The sequence below is a fragment of the Nocardia cyriacigeorgica genome (genome assembly GCF_010868145.1).
GTDB classification, from domain to species: Bacteria; Actinomycetota; Actinomycetes; order Mycobacteriales; family Mycobacteriaceae; genus Nocardia; species Nocardia cyriacigeorgica_D.
This window is the reverse complement of sequence record NZ_JAAGUY010000017.1, coordinates 95,971-116,873: the sequence shown is the minus strand read 5'-3', so window position 1 is coordinate 116,873 and position 20,903 is coordinate 95,971. Positions and strand designations below refer to the sequence as shown.

The 20,903-nt window shown below is 67.3% G+C and carries 20 protein-coding genes; 15 read left to right on the top strand and 5 right to left on the bottom strand.

Going from position 1 to position 20,903, the window contains the following annotated elements; translation table 11 throughout:
- Positions 1-19: 19 nt before the first annotated feature.
- On the bottom strand, positions 20-637 hold the full coding sequence (locus tag GV792_RS19670) for a response regulator (protein WP_163825623.1): 618 nt from the start codon (positions 635-637) through the stop codon (positions 20-22).
- The gene (locus tag GV792_RS19665; protein WP_163825622.1) at positions 634-1,824 is read right to left on the bottom strand and encodes a sensor histidine kinase; all 1,191 of its coding nucleotides are present in this window, start codon (positions 1,822-1,824) and stop codon (positions 634-636) included. Before GV792_RS19665 ends, GV792_RS19670 begins: the two co-directional genes overlap by 4 nt.
- Before the next feature lie 130 nt (positions 1,825-1,954).
- Between GV792_RS19665 and GV792_RS19660 the strand changes: the two genes are divergently transcribed.
- The 5 genes from GV792_RS19660 (at position 1,955) to GV792_RS19645 (ending at position 5,038) form a co-directional block, all read left to right on the top strand.
- Positions 1,955-3,007, top strand: coding sequence for an ABC transporter permease (locus GV792_RS19660; RefSeq protein WP_163825621.1), 1,053 nt, complete (start codon positions 1,955-1,957; stop codon positions 3,005-3,007).
- Positions 3,008-3,024: 17 nt separating this feature from the next.
- Complete coding sequence (locus GV792_RS19655) at positions 3,025-3,765, top strand: ABC transporter ATP-binding protein (protein WP_163825620.1); 741 nt, start codon at positions 3,025-3,027, stop codon at positions 3,763-3,765.
- 105 nt (positions 3,766-3,870) lie between these two features.
- Complete coding sequence (locus tag GV792_RS29700; RefSeq protein ID WP_256668325.1) at positions 3,871-3,993, top strand: hypothetical protein; 123 nt, start codon at positions 3,871-3,873, stop codon at positions 3,991-3,993.
- A 219-nt stretch (positions 3,994-4,212) separates the two neighbouring features.
- A complete protein-coding gene (locus GV792_RS19650) occupies positions 4,213-4,371 on the top strand; it encodes a hypothetical protein (RefSeq protein ID WP_163825619.1) in 159 nt (52 codons plus the stop codon).
- Positions 4,372-4,681: 310 nt separating this feature from the next.
- On the top strand, positions 4,682-5,038 hold the full coding sequence (locus GV792_RS19645; RefSeq protein ID WP_163825618.1) for a hypothetical protein: 357 nt from the start codon (positions 4,682-4,684) through the stop codon (positions 5,036-5,038).
- 6 nt (positions 5,039-5,044) lie between these two features.
- Here the strand turns inward: GV792_RS19645 and GV792_RS19640 are convergent, their stop codons facing one another.
- On the bottom strand, positions 5,045-5,965 hold the full coding sequence (locus tag GV792_RS19640) for a LysR family transcriptional regulator (RefSeq protein WP_163825617.1): 921 nt from the start codon (positions 5,963-5,965) through the stop codon (positions 5,045-5,047).
- A 139-nt stretch (positions 5,966-6,104) separates the two neighbouring features.
- Here GV792_RS19640 and GV792_RS19635 point away from each other — a divergent pair, with 139 nt between their 5' ends.
- Both GV792_RS19635 and GV792_RS19630 read left to right on the top strand, forming a co-directional pair.
- Positions 6,105-7,520, top strand: a complete 1,416-nt coding sequence (locus GV792_RS19635) for an MFS transporter (protein WP_163825616.1) — start codon at positions 6,105-6,107, stop codon at positions 7,518-7,520.
- A gap of 85 nt (positions 7,521-7,605) precedes the next feature.
- The gene (locus GV792_RS19630; RefSeq protein WP_163825615.1) at positions 7,606-8,352 is read left to right on the top strand and encodes an SDR family oxidoreductase; all 747 of its coding nucleotides are present in this window, start codon (positions 7,606-7,608) and stop codon (positions 8,350-8,352) included.
- Positions 8,353-8,444: 92 nt separating this feature from the next.
- Here the strand turns inward: GV792_RS19630 and GV792_RS19625 are convergent, their stop codons facing one another.
- The gene (locus GV792_RS19625) at positions 8,445-9,038 is read right to left on the bottom strand and encodes an SACE_7040 family transcriptional regulator (protein WP_163825614.1); all 594 of its coding nucleotides are present in this window, start codon (positions 9,036-9,038) and stop codon (positions 8,445-8,447) included.
- A 93-nt stretch (positions 9,039-9,131) separates the two neighbouring features.
- Between GV792_RS19625 and GV792_RS19620 the strand changes: the two genes are divergently transcribed.
- The 8 genes from GV792_RS19620 to GV792_RS19585 all read left to right on the top strand — a co-directional run bounded on the left by GV792_RS19620 (position 9,132) and on the right by GV792_RS19585 (position 20,029).
- A complete protein-coding gene (locus tag GV792_RS19620; protein ID WP_375154344.1) occupies positions 9,132-10,745 on the top strand; it encodes a carboxyl transferase domain-containing protein in 1,614 nt (537 codons plus the stop codon).
- 5 nt (positions 10,746-10,750) lie between these two features.
- Positions 10,751-12,820, top strand: coding sequence for an acetyl-CoA carboxylase biotin carboxylase subunit (locus GV792_RS19615; protein ID WP_163825613.1), 2,070 nt, complete (start codon positions 10,751-10,753; stop codon positions 12,818-12,820).
- A gap of 44 nt (positions 12,821-12,864) precedes the next feature.
- Complete coding sequence (locus tag GV792_RS19610) at positions 12,865-14,025, top strand: acyl-CoA dehydrogenase family protein (protein ID WP_163825612.1); 1,161 nt, start codon at positions 12,865-12,867, stop codon at positions 14,023-14,025.
- The gene (locus GV792_RS19605; protein ID WP_163825611.1) at positions 14,022-14,507 is read left to right on the top strand and encodes a MaoC family dehydratase; all 486 of its coding nucleotides are present in this window, start codon (positions 14,022-14,024) and stop codon (positions 14,505-14,507) included. The genes GV792_RS19610 and GV792_RS19605 overlap by 4 nt, the downstream gene beginning before the upstream one ends.
- Positions 14,504-15,313 (top strand): HpcH/HpaI aldolase/citrate lyase family protein, encoded by an 810-nt coding sequence (locus GV792_RS19600; protein ID WP_163825610.1) that lies wholly within the window; start codon positions 14,504-14,506, stop codon positions 15,311-15,313. Before GV792_RS19605 ends, GV792_RS19600 begins: the two co-directional genes overlap by 4 nt.
- Positions 15,314-15,340: 27 nt before the next feature.
- The gene (locus GV792_RS19595; RefSeq protein WP_163825609.1) at positions 15,341-17,290 is read left to right on the top strand and encodes an acetoacetate--CoA ligase; all 1,950 of its coding nucleotides are present in this window, start codon (positions 15,341-15,343) and stop codon (positions 17,288-17,290) included.
- A gap of 61 nt (positions 17,291-17,351) precedes the next feature.
- Positions 17,352-18,599, top strand: a complete 1,248-nt coding sequence (locus GV792_RS19590) for a TetR/AcrR family transcriptional regulator (protein ID WP_163825608.1) — start codon at positions 17,352-17,354, stop codon at positions 18,597-18,599.
- A 188-nt stretch (positions 18,600-18,787) separates the two neighbouring features.
- Positions 18,788-20,029, top strand: a complete 1,242-nt coding sequence (locus tag GV792_RS19585; protein WP_163825607.1) for a TetR/AcrR family transcriptional regulator — start codon at positions 18,788-18,790, stop codon at positions 20,027-20,029.
- A gap of 108 nt (positions 20,030-20,137) precedes the next feature.
- Here GV792_RS19585 and GV792_RS19580 read toward each other — a convergent pair whose 3' ends face one another.
- Positions 20,138-20,896 carry a hypothetical protein gene (locus GV792_RS19580; protein ID WP_163825606.1) on the bottom strand — a complete coding sequence of 253 codons (759 nt, stop codon included), beginning with the start codon at positions 20,894-20,896 and terminating at the stop codon, positions 20,138-20,140.
- Between the last annotated feature and the right edge of the window lie 7 nt (positions 20,897-20,903).

Here is a 20,903-nt window from a genome sequence, read left to right as displayed (position 1 = left end):
AGCGAGTCCAGATGACCGCTCAGATCGCGCCCTGTTCACGGGCCCGTGCGACGGCGGACGTCCGGGACCGGACGCCCAGTTTTCCGTAGATGTGGACCAGATGCGATTTGACGGTGGTTTCGCTCAGGAACAGCTCGCGGGCGATGTCGCGGTTGGAGCGGCCGTCGGCGACCAGGCGAAGGACTTCGATCTCACGGGGGCTGAGGGTGGTGTCGGGGCGTCGGACTCGGGTCATCAACCGGGACGCGACCGTGGGTGACAGAACGCTCTCCCCCGCCGCAGCCGAGCGGACCGCGGCGAGCAGTTCGGCGGGTGGGGTGTCCTTGAGGATGTAGCCGCAGGCGCCGGCCTCGATGGCGCCGAGGATATCGGCGTCGGTGTCGTAGTTGGTGACCACGAGGACGTTGGGCGGGTCGGGTAGGGCACGCAGTTCGGCGGTTGCCTGCGCACCGTTGCGGCCGGGGCCGAAGCTGAGATCCATCAGGACGACGTCGACGGGTTCGGTGGTGCAGAAGGCAACTGCGGCCTCTGCGGTCGGTACATCACCGACGACGCGGATGTCGTCAGCCCCCTCGAGCAGGGCACGCAGCCCCGCCCGGACGATCGCGTGGTCATCGGCGAGCAGCAGTCGGATCACGGGATCTCCCCTACCTCATCGAGTTGCCCACCTCGTAACGGCAACGGAAACGACACCGTCACCGCGGTATGTCCGGGCTCGGACTCGACCGTCATCGCACCGCCCTGCTGCTCGACCCGGCGACGCATGGCGTCCAGACCGAACGAGCCCGGTGGCGGCTGGTCGAGAATGCCCGCTGCGATACCGACGCCGTCGTCGACCACATCGAGTAGGACCTCGGCCTCGGCATAGGTCAGGGTGAGGCGCATCCGGGAGGCGTGTGCGTGCCGGACGACATTTGCCACCGCCCCCTGGGCGATGCGGACGAGCGCGGCCTCGATCGGCATCGGCAGCTGCTCCGGTGTCCCTTCCACGACCAGCTGCGCGGCCAGGCTCGGTGTGGCGGCTCGGCGGCAGACCCGCTCCAACGCCTCGGCCAGCGACTTGCCTTCCAAGGCGGCGGGTGTCAATTCAGCGATGAGTCTTCTGGTTTCGGCCAGGTCTTCGGCCGCTGTCGTGCGGGCCAATCGAATCTGCGGCAGCGCGGGATGATCCGGCGCTGCCTGTTCGGCGGCATGCAACAGCAGCTGGATGCTGCTCAACCCCTGGGCGACGGTGTCGTGGATTTCCTGGGCGAGACGTTCACGTTCGGCGAGCTTGCCCGCCGTGCGCTCCTGTTCGGCGAGTGAGGCTCTGGTGCTGAGCAATTCGGTGATGAGGCGTTCGCGTTCGGCTGACTCGCGAAACAACATCCGGTAGCCGAGCGCGATACCGACCGCCACCGCCGCGCCGAACACCGGACCGATGACACCGGCCACCGACCAGCCCCGGTGAACGCCGAAACCGACCACCGCCACACCGGTCGCCGCGGCTACGGCCACATAGTTCGCCGGGCGTGGGAGCAGGTGCAGATACAGGAAGAACAGGCCGAAGGCGAGATAGATGGCGTCGGCGGACAGTGCGACGAGTATGAGCCACAGGACCGTCAGGACACCGAGCCACAGCAGCATCCGGCCGCGCCGATCACTCACCGCGGCGCCGGCGAAGTAGACGCCGAGGAACCCGGCACACAACACCACCACCGCGACCGGATAGTCGGCGCCAGGCAGCAACGCCCGGATCACCACCACGGCCACCAGCGCGGTCACCAGCACATGCAGCCCCAACCGCAACGTGGTGACGACAGGGGTGAGCGGCGACGGGTGCACGGTGCCAGCTTATGCGCGGCTACCTGGGCGGCATCCATCAAAAGGTGTAAAGCGAGTACCGACCTTCGATCGTCGGCAGTTGGTTCGCGTGCGCGATGGTTCGGGCGCTCGGGCTCGGCATGGTGGACATATGTTCGTCGCACTCCGAGATCTCCGCGCTGCCCGCGGCCGCTTCGCGCTCATCACGCTGGTCGTCACCCTGGTCGCGCTGCTGGTGAGTTTCCTGAGCGGACTCACCGCAGGCCTCGCGCACCAGAACATCTCCGCTGTCGACAGCATCGATGCCGACGCCGTCGTCTTCGCCGACACCGGCGCAGACCCATCGTTCGATACCTCGGCGTTGACCGAACAGCAGATCGCGCTGTGGCAGCAAGCAGGTGGATCGGTCGACCCGATCGGGATCAGCCGGGCCCGCGCGACCTCGGCGACCGGCGCGGCGCCCAGCCAGGTCGCCCTGTTCGGCGCGGACGGAAACACCTTCGGCAATCGAACCGCAACCGAGCCTGGCACCGTCGTACTCAGTGATGGGGCAGCCTCGGCCCTCGATGCCGGGACAGGCGATCCGGTCGATCTCGGCGGCCACACCTTCACGGTCGCAGCGGTACACGGCGACGACTGGTACAGCCATACGCCCGTGGTGTGGATGACATTGCCGGACTGGCAGTCGGTGAGCCCGCGTTCCGGGGCGGCTACCGTGCTCGCAGTCTCGGACGTGCGGGCGCTAGACGCGGTGAACGCCGCGGCTCACACCACAACGACCACTCCGTCCGACGCTTTGTCGGCGATCGGTTCCTATGAGGCCGAAAACGGTTCGCTGACCGTGATGACGCTGCTGCTGTTCGCCATCTCCGCGCTGGTGATCGGCGCCTTCTTCACCGTGTGGACGATTCAGCGGCTGCCCGATATCGCCACGTTGAAAGCCCTCGGTGCGACCTCGGCGTCGCTGGTGCGCGATGCGCTGACGCAGGCGGCGATCGTGCTGACCGCCGGTGTCGCCGCGGGTCTCGCGATCACGGTGGCGGCGGCGAGTCTGATGGGCGACGCGCTGCCGTTCGTCGTCAGCCCGTCGACCACGCTGCTGCCCGCAGCCGCATTGATCCTGCTCGGCCTCGGCGGCGCCGCGTTCGCACTGCGCTTCCTGTTCACCACCGACCCCCTCACCGCGCTCGGCGCGGCCCGCTGACCTGAGGAGAACACGCGATGACGACTGGTGTGACGGTCACAGATGTCACCCTGACCTACCCCGACGGCGGCGGCCGGATCACCGCACTCGACCACGTGAGCATGCATGTTCCCGGCGGCACCGTCGCCGCCGTGACCGGACCGTCCGGGTCGGGCAAGTCGAGCCTGCTCGCCGTCGTCTCCACGCTCATCCGACCGGACTCCGGACAGGTACATCTCGACACGGAGGGCGGCCGTGTCGATCTGGCCGCGTGCTCGCGCCGTGACGCGGCCGCGCTACGCAGGTCCTCGATCGGCATCGTCTTCCAGCAGCCGAATCTTGTTCCCGCGCTCACCGCCCTCGAACAGCTCGAGGCCATGGACCACCTCGGTCAGCGTCTACTGACCTTACCCACCCGCCGACGCCGAACCCGCGCCAAGGCAATGGCTTTGCTCGATTCTGTCGGGCTGGCCGACCATGCGGGCAAGCGGCCCGCTCAGCTGTCCGGCGGTCAGCGCCAACGCGTGAATATAGCCCGCGCATTGATGAACGACCCGGCGCTGCTGGTGATCGACGAGCCGACCAGCGCGCTCGACTCCGAACGTGGCTCCGCCATCATCGATCTCATCCTCGAAGTCGTGCGAACCCGCGAGGCCGCCACCCTCCTTGTCACTCACGACCACACCCACCTCCCCCGGATGGACGCCGTCTACCGCATGGTCGACGGACAACTCACCGCACCGGAACTGCCCGCGGCAACAATTCCTGCGGCGTCCTGACCTGCACAGATTCCGCTTTTTCCGGCACCGATCCAGGCGGACTGGCTTTTATTTTTTTCTGACGTATGGTCGAGGGCAGTTGGAACTTCGAAAGCAGGAGCGACAATGGCGGACAAATCCAACGGAAAAACGTTGAAGAAGCCCTCGACTACGCTGAAGGAGCGTCGGGCGGCGAAGCGTGAGCGCGAGGCCGGCGCCTCGGTGATTATTCGGAAACGCAAGAGCTGAAACACTTCCCACTCGGCGCAGCGGCCTGACACCCGCTCGATAGCATGTCATGGAGAAGGGTTCCGGACCACCAGCCCCCGCTGCCGGCCCAATTTTCTCAGCGTGTCAATTCTCTCTCGGATGAGTACCGAGATTCACTGTGCCGCCTTTTTGCTACCACACAAAAAGGCGGCACAACTCACGCGAACAGCCGAACAAATTTTACGGTCAGGAGTAGCCATGGCTTCATCCGGAATCGCGGACCGAGCGACCGACCGCGGGGCGGGTTTCAGCACCTCCGAGATCAGGGCACGCATCAAAGAGATGTTCGATGCCAGGACCCAGCACATACGAGCAGACGGGAACGGCAGTCGTGATCGCGACGAAGGTGAACCGTAGGGGCGAGATAGACCCGCGGCCGCGGCGCTGCTCGCCGTCCACGACTTGGCAGGCCGGTCGATCACCCGTCGTGATCGGGCGGCCGACGCAACTGCTCGAGTCTGTCCTCACAGAGTTGCGCCGCAATGGATTGACTGCGAGTTACGGTGGCGCACCACGTATTTCGCAACCGCTGCCGATACCGGCCCGACCAGTCGAGCGGCGACAAGAGCCGAAGATCCCTGCCGGGATCGATCCGTCGCCGCGACCGCAGATCGCCGGCGAACTCGGCACCGGCCGGGCATCGATCATCGTCATCGTCGATCGATCGATGATCGAGTTCCTGTTCGGAGACCGCACGGGCAGCGGAGCGGGCATCCGACTGATGAACCGGGCCCGACGTGTGCGCTCGGCCGAGCGCCAGATCTGCGACCTGGCCGCCACGAAGGCGCTCGCGATCGCCGCGCGCCGACTACTCGTCGTGTGCGACACAGGGCGGACGTCCCCGGCCGAACGCACGCGAGCGATTCGCTGGGTGCGGGGATTGGCGCACCGGGTCGGCTACGAATGCTCTATCAACGGGCTGCACGGTCTAGCCACCTGGTACACCGTGATCCTCTCCGGCGTCACTGTCGCCCACGCGGCCCAATCGGTCGTCGATTGGCAACGGGACGGGCCCGTCAGGTGACGGTAGTCAGTGCCGACCGAGCAGGGCCGGCTGCTGTTCGTGGATCAACTCGACGAGTGCCTCGACGACCGCGGCGACCTCGGGGCGGCGCAGCGTCTCGGGGCGGGAGACGAGCCAATAGGACAGCCGGACGGTAACCGCGTCCGGAAGGACACGAACCAGGTCTGCATGGCGGTCGGCCATGAAACACGGCAGCAGGCCGAGACCTGCGCCGGCGCGGGTGGCTTCGACATGGACGAAGACATTCGTCGAGGTCACCGATTCGCGCATAGCGGGCGCGAAACTGGAGGCGAGGTCCAGATCGTCCACTTGGAGCATCGAATCGATGAAATACACCAGTGGATGGCCGGCGAGATCGGCGATGGCGCAGGGGGTTCCGTATTCGGCCAGATAGTCGCGGGCGCCGTAGAGGCCGAGGCAGTAGTCACCGAGCCGAATCGCCGTGGCGCGCTGCACCTGTGGTTCGCCGACGACGACTTCGATATCCAGACCAGACCGCTGCTGTGAGGCCCGCCGGGTGGTTGCGACGATCTCGACGGCGACTCGCGGATGCTCGCGCCGAACCCGAGCCGCGGCCGGAGCGGCGAGATAGGCGCTGAAACCGTCGGTCGCCGACAGTCGCACCACACCTTCCAGCTCCCGCTGCCCTCGCGGAGTCGCGATGAACTTGATCGCCGTCTCGATGGTTTCCGCCGCGACCAGCGCCGCCCTACCGAGCTCGGTGAGCTCCCAGCCACCGGCCGATCGGGTCAGCACTCGCCCGCCGAGGGTCTGCTCCAGCGCGGCGATGCGGCGCGCGATCGTGGTGTGGTTGATGCCGAGCTCGTTCGCCGCGGTGACGTAGCGTCCCGAACGCCCGACAGCCAGCAGAACCAGCAGATCATCGGCGCTGGGACGCCGTGTCGGACCGGAGGCGGACGCGCTCATTTCTGCATTTTTGCAGACATGCCCTGCGCATCTGGCCATTGCCGCCGATAACCCTGTGCACTGATACTCATCGACATGGCCTGTGGCGGCCATCACATTCGATCAGTGATGTGGTCGCGATGATGAGGGAGTTTCAACGATGAGCGTGCACGACGCGGCGAGGCGAACCGAGGACCGAGGAGCACCGACCGGCCTACGCAGAGTGGTCGCCGCGTCGATGGCGGGCACGATCGTCGAGTGGTACGAGTTCTTCCTGTACGGCACGGCCGCGACGCTGGTGTTCAGCAAGGTGTTCTTCGCCGAGAGCACCAGCGATCTGGACGCGATCCTCGCGGCATTCGTCACCTACGCGGTGGGTTTCGCGGCCCGGCCGCTCGGCGGCGTCGTCTTCGGCCACTTCGGCGACAAGTACGGACGCAAGAAGCTGCTGCAATTCAGCCTGCTTCTGGTCGGCGCGGCCACGTTCCTGATGGGCTGTCTGCCGACCTTCGGCCAGGTCGGCTACTGGGCGCCGACAATGCTGGTCATCCTGCGCTTCATCCAGGGTTTCGCGGTCGGCGGCGAGTGGGGTGGTGCGGTTCTGCTCGTGGCCGAGCACAGCCCGAACCGCAGTCGCGGATTCTGGGCGAGTTGGCCGCAGGCGGGTGTGCCCGCGGGCAATCTGCTCGCGACAGTGGTGCTGCTGGCGTTGACATCGACCCTGTCGGACGCGGCATTCCTGAGCTGGGGCTGGCGTGTGGCGTTCTGGCTGTCGGCGGTGGTCGTGCTGATCGGCTACTACGTGCGCACCAAAGTCACCGACGCGCCGATCTTCGTCGCCGCGCAGCAGGAGGCCGAGCAGGCCCGCGCCACCTCGTTCAGTGTGGTGGAGGTGCTGAAGCGTTATCCGCGTGGCGTTTTCACCGCCATGGGCCTGCGCTTCGGCGAGAACATCATGTACTACCTGGTCGTCACGTTCACGATCACCTATCTCAAGGTGCAGGTCGACGTCGATACCGACACCATCCTGTGGTGGCTGTTGATCGCCCACGCCATCCACTTCTTCGCGATCCCGATGGTCGGCAGGCTCAGCGACCGGTTCGGCAGGCGGCCGGTGTATCTGATCGGTGCCATCACTGCGGGCACCTGGGGCTTCTTCGCCTTCCCGATGATGGACAGCGGCCACAACGCGGTCATCCTGTCCGCGATCATCATCGGCCTGCTGTTCCACGCACTCATGTACGCCGCACAGCCCGCGATCATGGCGGAGATGTTCCCCACCCGGATGCGGTACTCGGGTGTCTCGCTTGGCTATCAGGTGACCTCGATCGTCGCGGGTTCGCTCGCCCCGATCATCGCGGTGCGGCTCCTCGACACCTTCGACTCCTCGGTGCCCATCGCCTGGTATCTGGCCGGTGCGTGCGCGTTGACCGCCGTCGCGGTGATCGTCGCCAAGGAGACCAGCGGCCTCGACCTGGCCGAGATCGACTCGGCCGATGCGGCGAACCTTGCTTCCGAGGCCGGACGTGGTTCGACGGCACCTGCCGACGCACCCGCGCCCGTCACGGTGAAATGAGTGCCTCCGACCAGCGGCCGTCACCCGGGTATGAGCTGTGCCCTGGCGAGGAACGCCGCATCGCAACGACCACGGAGACGACGCGATGAGTGATCTGGCCGGACGGCGAGCGTTGGTAACCGGCGGGGCGAGCGGGATCGGCGCTGCGTGCTCCCGGGCGCTCGCCGCGCGGGGCGCCCACGTCACCGTCGCCGATATCGACGAGGTAGGCGCGAAGGCGCTGGCCGAGGAGATCGGCGGCACAGCCTGGGGCGTCGATCTGCTCGATATCGGAGAGCTCGAGCAGCTGACCCTCGAGGTCGAAGTCCTGGTGAACAATGCCGGCATCCAGAGCATCGACCCCATCACCGAGTTCGCGCCGCAGCGGTTCCGCACCCTGATGACGTTGATGGCCGAAGTGCCGTTCCTGCTGATCCGGGCCTCGCTGCCGCATATGTACGAGCAGGGATTCGGCCGAATCGTGAACATCTCCTCGGTGCACGGTCTGCGGGCCTCGGAGTACAAGATCGCCTACGTCGCCGCCAAACACGCCTTGGAGGGCATTTCCAAGGTGACCGCTCTGGAGGGCGGCAGGCACGGCGTGACGAGCAACTGCGTCAACCCCGGCTATGTGCGCACCCCCCTGGTCGACAAGCAGATCGCCGATCAGGCCAGAACTCACGGCATCGCCGAAAGCGAAGTACTGGAACGGATTCTGCTCACCGAGAGCTCGATCAAACGGCTGGTGGAGCCGGAGGAAGTCGGTGCGCTCACCGCATGGCTGGCGGGGCAGGACGCCGGGATGGTCACGGGCGCCTCCTACACGATGGACGGAGGTTGGAGCGCCCGGTGATCGGTCGGTCGCGGCGCTGGTGCGCGGATGCGCGGCGACTCCGCGCGAGTGCTGCCGGAGGTCGCGCCGCAGGCTCCAGCGCCCGACTCCCGTCAGGTCAACGCCGCGATCGCCATTCCGCGAAGGATCGCTCGCGCCCGCGCAGCCGTTGCCGGGGTCGCACTGTGCGGGGTGGAGTTCATCAGACCGAACGCCGCGTGCGCCTTGACCCGCGCCGCGTCCTCGGCCAGTCCGGGGTGCAGTTCCCGCTGCACCCCCACCCAGATCTCGACGTAGCGGCGCTGGAAGCGGCGCACCTCGCGACGCGCGGGCTCGGGAACGTTGTCGAGGTCGCGGTCCTGGATGCGGATCAGCTCGGGCTCGCCGAGGGCGAAGTCGAGATGGAAATCGACCAGCTTGCCGAGCGCCTCGCCCGGCGACGAAGCGTCCGCAACGACCGCCTCACCACCCTCGAAGAGCCTGCGGCTGACTCCGACCAGCAGTTCGGCCAGCAGGGCGTCCTTGTTCGGGAAGTGCCGGTAGACCGCGGGCCCGCTGATACCAACGGCCGCGCCGAGGTCGTCCAGGCGCATGCCGAGGAAGCCGCGGTCGGCGATCAGCCGGGCACCTGCGTCGAGCAACTGCCGCCTGCGCTCGGCTTTCTGCTGTTCACGGCGCGTGGGCGTGCCGGTTTCCGTGCCGGTCATCGGCGCTCCTCCCAGCGGGTCTGGACAACTCGGTTAGTCAAGATTAACCTGTATTCCAGTTATCAGCGATTAACTGACTGGCAGGATGGCGTGATGACGATGACCCAGGACCCGCGAGCGAGCGCGGTCTCCGACAACTACGCGGCGCATCAGGCGCTGGTCGGCGATCTGCGCGCCCGGCTCGCCGCGACCGCGCTCGGCGGACCCGAGAAGGCCAGGCAGCGCCATATCGCGCGCGGCAAGCTGCTGCCGCGCCAGCGGGTGGATCAGCTGCTCGATCCGGGCAGCCCGTTCCTCGAGCTGTCGCCACTGGCGGCGACCGGGATGTACGACGACGAATGTCCGGGCGCCGGCGTCATCACCGGCATCGGCCGGGTGTCGGGCCGCGAATGCGTGATCGTCGCCAACGATGCGACGGTCAAGGGCGGCACCTACTACCCGCTCTCGGTGAAGAAGCATCTGCGCGCGCAGGAAGTCGCCCTGCAGAACCATCTGCCCTGCGTCTACCTGGTCGATTCCGGCGGTGCGTATCTGCCGCATCAGGACGAGGTGTTCCCCGATCGTGAGCATTTCGGCCGGATCTTCTACAACCAGGCGAATATGAGCGCCAAGGGCATCGCGCAGATCGCGGCCGTCATGGGATCGTGCACCGCGGGCGGCGCGTATGTGCCCGCGATGAGCGATGAAGCGGTGATCGTGCGTGATCAGGGCACCATCTTTCTCGGCGGTCCCCCGCTGGTGAAGGCGGCCACCGGCGAGGTCGTCACCGCGGAGGAACTCGGTGGCGGTGCCTTGCATTCCCGCACGTCCGGCGTCACCGACCATCTCGCCGACGACGATCAGGACGCGCTGCGGATCGTGCGCCGGATCGTCGCCACCCTCGGTCCGCGCCAGGACAGCCCGTGGGAGGTGCGCACGCCGGTGGAGCCCGCTGCGCCTGCCGAAGAGTTGTACGACGTGGTCCCGGTCGACCTGCGCACCCCCTATGACGTACGCGAAGTGATCACCCGCATCGTCGACGGTGACCCCGACGGCGGCAACGGCTTCCACGAATTCAAAGCCGAATACGGCAAAACGCTGGTGACCGGATTCGCCCACATCCACGGGCATCCGGTCGGCATCGTCGCCAACAATGGCGTGCTGTTCAGCGAATCCGCCATGAAGGGCGCCCATTTCATCGAACTGTGCGATAAGCGCAAGATTCCGCTGCTGTTCCTGCAGAACATCACCGGATTCATGGTCGGCCGCGATTACGAAGCGGGCGGTATCGCCAAGCACGGAGCGAAGATGGTTACCGCGGTGGCGTGCGCGCGCGTGCCGAAGCTGACGGTTGTCATCGGCGGTTCGTACGGCGCGGGCAACTACTCCATGTGCGGGCGTGCTTATTCGCCGCGCTTCCTGTGGATGTGGCCCAATGCCCGGATCTCGGTCATGGGCGGCGAGCAGGCGGCGTCGGTGTTGTCGACGGTGCGCGGCGATCAGCTCGACAGCAGCGGAAAGCCCTGGACCGAGGACGACCAGGAGGCGTTCAAGGCGCCGATCCGCGATCAGTACGAACGTCAGGGCAACCCCTACTACTCCACCGCGCGGATCTGGGACGACGGCGTCATCGACCCCGCCGACACCAGAACCGTGCTCGGCCTCGCCCTGTCGGTCTGCGCACAGGCTCCACTGGAACCTGTCTCCTACGGCGTCTTCCGGATGTGATGACCATGCTGAACAAGACTGATCCCGTCGGTTTCGACACCGTCCTCGTCGCCAATCGTGGCGAAATCGCGGTGCGCGTCATCCGCACGCTGCGCGAGATGGGCATCCGTTCGGTCGCGGTGTACAGCGATGCCGATGTCGACGCCAGGCACGTCCACGAGGCCGATGTCGCGATCCGGCTCGGGCCCGCGCCCGCGCGTGAGAGCTATCTGGATATCGCCAAGGTCGTCGACGCCGCTGTGCGCACCGGCGCCCGAGCCGTCCATCCCGGCTACGGATTCCTCTCCGAGAACGCCGCTTTCGCCGCGGCGCTGGCCGAGAAGGACATCGTCTTCCTCGGCCCGCCCGCCAAGGCGATCGAGGTGATGGGCGACAAGATCACTGCCAAGAACACGGTCTCGGCCTTCGATGTGCCGGTCGTGCCCGGCATCGCCGAGCCGGGTCTCGACGACACCGCGCTGATCGCCGCCGCCACCGCGATCGGTTATCCGGTGCTGGTCAAGCCATCCGCCGGTGGTGGCGGTAAGGGGATGCGACTGGTCGAGGATCCGGCCGGCCTGCCTGCCGCGCTCGCGAGCGCCCGTCGTGAGGCCGGCGCCGCGTTCGGTGACGACACGCTGTTCCTGGAACGGTTCGTTACCCGGCCGCGGCATATCGAGGTGCAGATCCTCGCCGACCAGCACGGCAACGTCGTCCATCTGGGCGAACGCGAATGCAGCCTGCAACGCAGGCATCAGAAGGTCATCGAGGAGGCGCCCTCCCCGCTGCTGGACGCGGCGACCAGGGCCAGGATCGGCACCGCTGCCTGCAATACCGCGCGCAGTGTCGACTATGTGGGTGCCGGCACGGTCGAGTTCATCGTGTCGGCGGACCGGCCGGACGAGTTCTTCTTCATGGAGATGAACACCCGCCTGCAGGTCGAGCATCCGGTGACCGAAATGGTGACCGGCGTCGACCTGGTCGAATGCCAGGTGCGGGTCGCCGCCGGACAGCGGATCACGTTGGCGCAGGAGGACATCCGGCTCATCGGCCATGCGGTCGAGGCGCGCGTCTATGCCGAGGATCCCGGCCGCGGCTTCCTGCCGACCGGTGGCACAGTGGTCGATCTGGCCGAACCGAGCGGCAACGGCGTCCGCGTGGATTCCGGATTGCGTGTCGGCACCGTCGTCGGCAGCGACTACGACCCGATGCTGTCGAAGGTTATCGCGCACGGCCCCGACCGCGCTGCCGCGTTGACGGCGCTGGATCGTGCGCTGGCCGATACCGCCGTGCTCGGCGTGACGACCAATATCGAGTTCCTGCGCTTCCTGCTCGAGGACCCGGATGTGGTAGCGGGTCGCCTGGATACCGCGCTGCTCGACCGTAGGGCCGTTGGCTTCACGCCCGCACCGGTCACCGACGACGCCTTCGCCGCGGCTGCGGTCTATCACTGGCTGCGCCGCTGGCCGACGGCACCGGGCGACCCGTGGCAGCAGCCCACCGGCTGGCGCGTCGGGGACACCGCCCCCACCTCGATCCGGCTCGGCGGCGGCGAGCGCACCGAGCACGTGTTTCTGACCGGCACCCCCGCGGCCGCCGAACTGCGGGTCGGCGACGACGGTTCGCCCGTCACCTTGTCCGCCGCCCTGCTCGCTCCAGGACTGCTCACGATCACCGTCGATGGCCTGCGCCGCGACTATCGCGTCGCCGAACATGAGCACCGCCTGTGGGTCGGCGGTCCGTTAGGGGTTACCTCACTGCGCGAGGTGGCGGAGGTGAATGTCCGCGCCGGTGACGCCGATTCGGGTGACACCGAGATCCGTAGCCCCATGCCCGGTTCGGTGATTTCGGTGCCGGTCGAGTCCGGCGCCGAGGTTGCCGCGGGCGCGCCCGTGATCGTCGTGGAGGCGATGAAGATGGAGCATTCGCTCACCGCGCCGGCCGCGGGCACCGTCGAACTCCTGGTCGAGCCCGGCGATCAAGTGAGCCTGGACCAGGTGCTCGCCCGCATCCACAGCGCGCCCGCCGCTACCCCCGAATCAGCTGTTGCCGCCGAAAACGCCGACATGCCCGCCGGACTCGGCGCCGACCGGTAGCTCCGCGGCGCCACCGACATCTCGACCGACCGATAGGACCAACCGTGACCGATTACCTTTCCACCGGAACACTTCCCGACGAATACCGCGACCTGGCCCTGACCGTGCGCGATTTCGCCAACCAGGTCGTCGCCCCGGTCGCCGCCGAACACGACGCCAACCACACCTTCCCGTACAAGGTCGTCGAGGGCATGGCCGAGATGGGTCTGTTCGGCCTGCCGTTCCCCGAGGAGTTCGGTGGTATGGGCGGCGACTACTTCGCGCTGTGCCTTGCACTCGAGGAGCTGGGCAAGATCGACCAGAGTGTGGCGATCACCCTGGAGGCGGGCGTCTCGCTTGGTGCCATGCCGATCTACCGGTTCGGCAACGACAAACAGAAGCAGGAATGGTTGCCGCAGCTGACCAGCGGCCGCAACCTTGCCGCGTTCGGTCTCACCGAGCCCGGTGCGGGCAGCGATGCGGGCGGCACCCGCACCACAGCGGTCGCCGACAGTGGTGACTGGGTCATCAACGGCAGCAAACAGTTCATCACCAACTCCGGCACCGACATCACCAAGCTGGTGACGGTGACCGCGGTGACCGGAGAAGCGGGCGGCAAGAAGGAGATCTCCACCATCCTCGTGCCCACCGATACCCCCGGGTTCGTCGCCGAGCCCGCCTACAACAAGGTCGGCTGGAACGCATCCGACACCCACCCGCTGTCGTTCACCGATGTGCGGGTTCCGCAGGAGAACCTGCTCGGTGAACGCGGCCGCGGCTACGCGAACTTCCTTCGCATCCTCGACGAGGGCCGCATCGCCATCGCCGCGCTGTCCACCGGCGCCGCTCAGGGCTGTGTCGACGAGAGCGTGCGCTACGCCAAGGAACGCGAGGCCTTCGGCAGGGCGATCGGCACCAATCAGGCCATCGCGTTCAAGATCGCCCGCATGGAGGCCCGTGCGCACACCGCCCGCGCCGCCTACTACGACGCGGCCGCGCTGATGCTCGCCGGTAAGCCGTTCAAGAAGCAGGCCTCGATCGCCAAGCTGATCGCGGGCGAGGCGGCCATGGACAACGCCCGCGACGCCACGCAGATCTTCGGCGGCTACGGCTTCATGAACGAATACCCTGTGGCCAGGCACTACCGCGACAGCAAGATCCTGGAGATCGGTGAAGGCACGACGGAGGTGCAATTGATGTTGATCGCGCGGGAGCTCGGCCTGTGACGGAGCAGCGCCGCGTCGTCCAGCGAGGACTGTGGTTCGAGGAATTCGAGACCGATGTGGTCTATGAGCACCGGCCCGGCCGCACCATCACCGAGGCCGACAATGTCCTGTTCACGACGCTGACCATGAATACCCAGGCGCTGCACTTGGACGCCGCGTTCAGCGAGGCGCAGCCGCCGTTCAATCAGCGCCTGGTGAACTCGATGTTCACGCTGTCCACACTGGTCGGATTGTCGGTGGCGCAGCTGACGCAGGGCACGCTGGTGGCCAACCTCGGTTTCGGCGATATCGGATTCCCGAATCCGTTGTTCCACGGCGACACCATCTACGCCGAGACCGTCGTCACCGAGAAGCGGGCGTCGAAGTCGCGGCCGGGCGAGGGCATCGTCAGCCTCGCCCATGCCGCCCACAATCAGCATGGCGATCTGGTCGCCACCGCGACCAGGAAGACCCTGGTCCGGATGCGTCCGGAGCCGGCATGAGCTGGGAGATGCCCGGACCGGCCTGGCTGTTCTGCCCGGCGGACCGGCCCGAACGCTTCGCGAAGGCGGCCGCGGCGGCCGATGTGGTGATCCTCGATCTGGAGGACGGGGTCGCCGCAGGCGATAAGTCGGCGGCCCGCACAGCGCTGGTCGAGACGCCGCTCGACCCGGAGACCACGATCGTGCGGGTCAACGCCGCAGGCACCGATGAGCACCGCCACGACCTGGCCGCGCTCATCGATACCGGGTACCGGCGGATCATGCTGCCCAAATGTGAGTCGACGGCGCAGCTGGCCGCGCTGTCGCCCTACGAGGTCATCGTGCTGGTGGAGTCACCGCTCGGCGCGCTGGAAGTCGAGCGCACGGCGGCGGCCGAGAACACCATCGGGGTCATGTGGGGTGCGGAAGACCTGGTCGCCGGGCTCGGCGGTCAGTCGAGCAGGCATGCGGACGGCAGCTATCGCGACGTGGCCCGGCATGTCCGCTCGAAGTCGCTGCTTGCGGCCAAGGCACACGGCAGGCTCGCTATCGATTCGGTGTATCTCGATATCGCCGATCTGGACGGGTTTCGCACCGAGACCGAGGACGCGGTGGCCGTTGGCTTCGACGTCAAGGTCGCCATCCATCCGAAGCAGGTGGCTGTCATCCGCGAGGCCTATACCCCGTCCGATGGCGAGATCGCTTGGGCGCGTGGCGTCCTCGAACAGGTGCCGCACCATCGCGGTGTCTTCGCCTACCAGGGCCGCATGGTCGACGCGCCCGTCCTGCGGCACGCCGAACAGATCGTCCGGCGCGCCCGCAGCTGATCCGCACACCGAGCCAGGAGAACCACGATGCAGCCACAGTGGGTGCCCACCGACCGGGACATCGCCGAGGCGAAGATCACCGATTTCGCCCGCTTCGTCACCGCACGCACCGGCGTCCCCACGCTGGACTACGCCGCACTGTGGCAGTGGTCGGTGGACGACATTCCCGGCTTCTGGCGCGCCCTGTGGGACTACTTCGAACTCGGTGATATCGCGGGCGAGGTGCTGGCCGATGAGTCGATGCCTGGTGCGCGCTGGTTTCCCGGCACGCGGTTGAACTATGTGGATCAGGTGGTCAGGCAGTTCCGCACCGACCGTCCGGCGATCGTGCAGCTCAGTGACGGCGGCGAGGAGGTCACCGAGGTCTCGTGGACCGAATTGATCGACCACACCGCCGCATTCGCGCGAACCCTGCGCTCGCTCGGAGTGCGGCCCGGCGACCGGGTGGCCGGCTATCTGCCCAATATCGCCGAGGCCGTGATCGCATTCCTCGGAACGGCCGCGGTGGGTGCGGTGTGGAGCGCCTGCGGACAGGACTACACCGCCAAGGCCGCCCTCGACCGGCTCGGCCAGCTCGAGCCGACGGTGCTCGTCACCGCCGACGGCTACCGCTTCGGCGGGAAAACGCACGATAAACGCGAGGACATCGCCCAGCTGCGCGCCGGGCTGACCACCGTGCGCACGACCGTCGTCGTCTCGCGGCTCGGACTCGAGGTTGCGGAAGCGATGTCCTGGGCCGACGCCGTCACGAGCACCGACGCCGACGCGGTGATCGAGACCGCGCCCGTCGATTTCGATCATCCGCTGTGGATCGTGTTCTCCTCCGGCACCACCGGACTGCCAAAGGGCATCGTGCACGGCCACGGCGGTGTGCTGCTCGAACATCTGAAAGCCGTGGCGCTGCAATCCGATATCGGCCCCGACGACACCTACTTCTGGTACACCAGCCCCAGCTGGATGATGTGGAACTTCCAGGTCGCCGGACTGCTCGCGGGTGCGACGATCGTCTGCTTCGACGGCAGCCCGACCTACCCGGATCCGGCCGCACTATGGCGGATCGCGGCGAAGGTGCGCGCGACCGTACTCGGCACCAGCCCGGGCTATGTGCTGGCCTGCATCAAGGCGGGTTCGGTACCGCGGACCGAGCACGATCTGTCGGCGTTGCGGTTGATCGGGATCACCGGCTCCGCGCTGCCGCCGTCGTCGGCACTGTGGTTGCGCGACAACGTCGGCACCCATATCCCGGTCTCCTCGATCAGCGGCGGCACCGATGTGGTGTCGGCGTTCGTCGGCGGCGTACGCACGGTGCCGGTGTGGCCGGGTGAACTGTCAGCGCCGTATCTGGGTGTGGCACTGGATGCTTACGACGAGTCGGGCAAGCCGGTGCGCGGCGAGGTCGGTGAACTGGTGATCACCCGGCCCATGCCCTCCATGCCGGTGAGCTTCTGGCGCGATCCGGACGGAAAGCGTTATCACGACGCCTATTTCGATACCTACCCGGGCGTGTGGCGGCACGGTGACTGGATCACCCTCACCGAACACGGTTCCATCGTGGTGCACGGCCGCTCCGATTCCACACTCAACCGGCACGGCATCCGGATGGGCAGCGCCGATATCTACCAGGCCGTGGAACGGCTACCCGAGATCGCCGAGGCCCTGGTGATCGGCGCCGAGCAGCCCGACGGCGGCTACTGGATGCCACTGTTCGTGGTGCTCGCCCCCGGCGCCGAACTGACCGACGAGCTCACCGAGCGGATCAAGTCGGTCATCCGGACCGAGGTGTCACCGCGGCACGTGCCCGATGAGATCCTGACCGCGCCCGCCGTCCCGCATACCCGAACTGGCAAGAAGCTCGAGGTACCCATCAAGAAGCTGTTCCAGGGTGCGGACCCGGCCCGAGTGGTCGAGCGCAGCGCGGTCGACGATCCCGACCTGCTCGACTGGTATTCGCGGATCCGCCCTCCCAGCGGCCGGTGATCCACGACTCACGGCGGGGAGCGCCACATTGTCGCTGGTTACCGAGCGATACCATGTCGGAATGAGTGTCGACAATCGCCGTACGGTGCGTGCGAAGAGCAACGGCGACTCGGCGCCACGGGAGATCCGGCGCAGGCCGAAGAATCGGCGAGCCCAGATCGCGGCGGCCGCCGCCTCCGCCTTCGGCTCCCTCGGCTACCACGGTGTCAGCATGGAGGACATCGCCTCGGGTCTCGGTATCAGCTCGGCCGCGCTGTACCGGCATTACCCCAGCAAGTACGCCCTTTTCCGGGAGGAGTTGCTGCGGGTCGGCCGGGCCATGACGGAATCGGTTCAGCTGCCGGCGGACGCCGCCGACGCGTCCCCGGAACAGCGGCTGCGCCAGGTGCTCGATGCCTTGATCACCGCCACCATCGACAATCGCGCGAGCGTCACCCTGGTGCGCTGGGAGGGCCGCTACCTCGAGCCGGACGACCTGGAGCTACTCAACGAGCAGCAGGCCGGCGTTCTCGACGCGCTCGGCGCCGAACTCACCGCCCTGCGGCCCACCCTCGACGAGGACGATCTGCGAGTGCTGCGCGCCGCCATGCTGAGCACCATCACAAGCATCGCCGACCACCACGCCTCGCTGCCCGCGAAATCCCTTGCCCGCCTGCTGTCCTCGGCATGCTGGGATATCGCTCGAGCGGTGCTGCCCGCCGTCGGCGACGCCGTGGAACCCGCTGCGGCAGCGGAGATCCCGGATTCGTTCAAGCACGAATTGCTGCTGCGCAAAGCCGTCGAACTCTTCCACGATCGCGGCTACCCGAACGTCAGCGTTGAGGACATCGCCACCGCGGCGGGTTTGTCGGCCGCCTCGGCGGTGTACCGGTTCTATCGCGGCAAGAGCGATCTGCTGGCAGCGGCGTTCCGCCGTGCGGCCGAACGGGTTTCGAGCGCGATCGGCCCCGCGGTGGCTACCGCGGACAGCGCCGAGGCGGCACTGGTGTCGCTGATCGACCAGTACGTCGAAGGGTCGTTCACCGAGCGCGCGCTGACGTTCGTCTACTACACCGAGTTCCAGCATGTGCCCGCCGAAGAGCGCACTGTGCTGCGTAATATCCAGCGGCTCAGCGTCGAGGAGTGGGCGCGGCTGGTACGTGAAGTGCGGCCCGAGCTCGCGCCCGCGGAATCACGGTTCCTGGTACATGCCGCGTTCGCCTTGGTGGTGGACCTGGGGCGGTCGTTCGGCACTGCGCCGATCTCCTCACAGGCACGCGTCGCGACGCTGATGCAGATCGTGCTGTTCGGGCGCTCCGCCCAGGTCTGAGCCCACCCCACCCAGTCGCCCGATCGCGCTCGAACCTGCCAGCAGGATTTCGAGTATGTTACGGGCCATTCTTTCTATATAACGGCTAACAGTAGTCGTTACAGGAACTTTTGTGATCTGTAATTCACTTCTCTCACACGGCGGGAAAGTCGCAGTGAGCAGGCGTCCGGCGGGGTTATCATCGCCGCATGGGAGCCCGGAATCGCCGCTCGACGCGGGAGACGACCGCGGACGAGACCACCGGGCGCCGGGTGGTTCGCCGCAGACCGCGCGACCGGCGCGCACAGATCGCCGCGGCATCGGCCGAAGCGTTCGGATCGCTCGGCTACCACGGGGTGAGCATGGAGGACATCGCGTCCCGCCTCGACATCAGCTCGACCGCGCTGTACCGCCACTACCCGAGCAAGTACGCGCTGTTCCGTGCCGAAACACTGCGCCTTGGCACGCTCAGCGTCGAAGCGGTGCGGCTGCCAGGGGAGGCGGACCAGTGGACCGCACAGCACCGGCTCGAGCATGAACTCGACGCGCTGATCGGCGCGTCCATCACCAACCGACGCAGTGCCGCCCTGCTGCGCTGGCAGCGCCGCTACCTCGAACCGGACGACGCCGCACTGCTCGCAACCCAGTTGGCGCTGGTCGACAGCGCACTGCGGGCGCGGCTCGGTGAGTACCGGCCCGAGCTGCCCGGCCGTGACCGCGCGGTGCTGTCGGCGGCGCTGTTGAGCGTGCTGAGCAGCATCGGCGACCATCATGTGGCCATCCCGGTGCGGGCGCTGACCGAGGTGCTCGGCTCCGCCTGCCGCGCACTGATCGATATCGAACTGCCCGCACCCGCCGACGACACCGAAACGACCACGGCACGTGAGATTCCGCTGACCTTCAAACACGAACTCCTGCTGGTGCGCGCGGTCGAACTGTTCCATGAACGCGGGTACCCGAACGTGAGCGTCGAAGACATCGCCACCGCCGCCGGACTGCCGGCCTCATCCGCGGTGTACCGCTTCTACCGTGGCAAGGGCGATATCCTCGCCGCAGCGTTTCGCCGTGCGGCCGACCGGGTTTCGGCCGCTATCGGCCCCGCCGTAGCCGGATCCGACGGCCCGCGGCAGGCGCTGCACACCCTCATCGACCTGTTCGTCGACGGCTCCTTCGCCGAACGCGAGCTCACCTTCGTCTACTACGCCGAGATCAGCAATGTGCCCGCCGAGGAACGTGCGGTGCTGCGAAACATCCAGCGGCTCAACGTCGAAGAGTGGGCCAAACTGCTGATGGCCGCGCGCCCCGAGCTCGCCGCCCCCGCCGCGCGGGTCCTCGTGCATGCCGCGTTGGCGATGGTAGTCGATCTCGGGCAGCGGTTCGGCTCGGTTGATCCCGCCTGCTCGCGCAGGAGAGTCGCCATGCTGATGCGGCAGGTGCTGTTCGGACGGTGAGCGGGTGTCGGCAGGTGCGGCGGTGTTGTCGTTGGCGAGAGCGGCGGCGGCGTCGACTGCCCGGCAGCGGCGGCAGCGACCACAGCGGCCGCCCGGATTCCGTACCGCTCAGGGCTGCGGTGACGGCGCCAGCGGTGCGTTCATGTCATTGACCAGCCAGCGATCACCGGACTTCTCCATCCGCATCACCATCGAGAGCTGGCCGGGCGCGGGCTGACCCTGCGTGCCAAGGCTGGTGATGGTCTGGCCGATCACCACGACGGCCTCGGCGGAGGTTTCATCACCGGATTTGATCGCACACTGGACGTCGCTGACGGCCGAGACGACCTGACCTTCGGCCAGGACCTCGCGCAGCTCCTGACTGGTGGACTCGAATTGCTGATGCCAGTCGCCGGTCGCGCCGTCGAGCACGGCGGAGAAGTACGGGTCGAGATTCTTCGCGTCGTAATTCGCCAGCACCGGCGCGTACTCGCAGGCCGCCAGCCGCGCCTGCTCCTGCGCCGCGAGCACCGCATCCTTATCGCGGTCTTGGAGATAGAAGAACACCGCCGACGCGGCGGCGGCAACCAGCAGCAACGCCACCGTGCACCTCGCGGCGACCACGCGCGGGGCGGGACGCTGTCCCGCACGGCGCCCGACCATCGCGGCCAACCTCCGCACCGAGGGCTTACGCGATGCCAGGTCGGGCTCGGCCTGTTGCGCATCCGGCACCTGCGCCACGGGTTCGTTGTCGCCGCCCGCTGTGGCGCACGGGGCGGTGCCGGATTCACGCGATTTCTGGTCCGCCCGTTCGACCGCGATGCTCAGCTCGTTCACCGGTGACGCTTCGCGGGCCGCCGAACCAGCGTCGGTGTCTTTGCTGCTCATAATGTTT

Bases quoted from the DNA above. Each gene is read 5' to 3' on its own strand.
- GV792_RS19660 (WP_163825621.1), top strand. From the start codon at position 1,955: ATGTTCGTCGCACTCCGAGATCTCCGCGCTGCCCGCGGCCGCTTCGCG.
- GV792_RS19655 (WP_163825620.1), top strand. From the start codon at position 3,025: ATGACGACTGGTGTGACGGTCACAGATGTCACCCTGACCTACCCCGAC.
- GV792_RS29700 (WP_256668325.1), top strand. From the start codon at position 3,871: ATGGCGGACAAATCCAACGGAAAAACGTTGAAGAAGCCCTCGACTACG.
- GV792_RS19650 (WP_163825619.1), top strand. From the start codon at position 4,213: ATGGCTTCATCCGGAATCGCGGACCGAGCGACCGACCGCGGGGCGGGT.
- GV792_RS19645 (WP_163825618.1), top strand. From the start codon at position 4,682: ATGATCGAGTTCCTGTTCGGAGACCGCACGGGCAGCGGAGCGGGCATC.
- GV792_RS19640 (WP_163825617.1), bottom strand. From the start codon at position 5,965: ATGAGCGCGTCCGCCTCCGGTCCGACACGGCGTCCCAGCGCCGATGAT.
- GV792_RS19635 (WP_163825616.1), top strand. From the start codon at position 6,105: ATGAGCGTGCACGACGCGGCGAGGCGAACCGAGGACCGAGGAGCACCG.
- GV792_RS19630 (WP_163825615.1), top strand. From the start codon at position 7,606: ATGAGTGATCTGGCCGGACGGCGAGCGTTGGTAACCGGCGGGGCGAGC.
- GV792_RS19625 (WP_163825614.1), bottom strand. From the start codon at position 9,038: ATGACCGGCACGGAAACCGGCACGCCCACGCGCCGTGAACAGCAGAAA.
- GV792_RS19620 (WP_375154344.1), top strand. From the start codon at position 9,132: ATGACGATGACCCAGGACCCGCGAGCGAGCGCGGTCTCCGACAACTAC.
- GV792_RS19615 (WP_163825613.1), top strand. From the start codon at position 10,751: ATGCTGAACAAGACTGATCCCGTCGGTTTCGACACCGTCCTCGTCGCC.
- GV792_RS19600 (WP_163825610.1), top strand. From the start codon at position 14,504: ATGAGCTGGGAGATGCCCGGACCGGCCTGGCTGTTCTGCCCGGCGGAC.
- GV792_RS19595 (WP_163825609.1), top strand. From the start codon at position 15,341: ATGCAGCCACAGTGGGTGCCCACCGACCGGGACATCGCCGAGGCGAAG.
- GV792_RS19590 (WP_163825608.1), top strand. From the start codon at position 17,352: ATGAGTGTCGACAATCGCCGTACGGTGCGTGCGAAGAGCAACGGCGAC.
- GV792_RS19585 (WP_163825607.1), top strand. From the start codon at position 18,788: ATGGGAGCCCGGAATCGCCGCTCGACGCGGGAGACGACCGCGGACGAG.
- GV792_RS19580 (WP_163825606.1), bottom strand. From the start codon at position 20,896: ATGAGCAGCAAAGACACCGACGCTGGTTCGGCGGCCCGCGAAGCGTCA.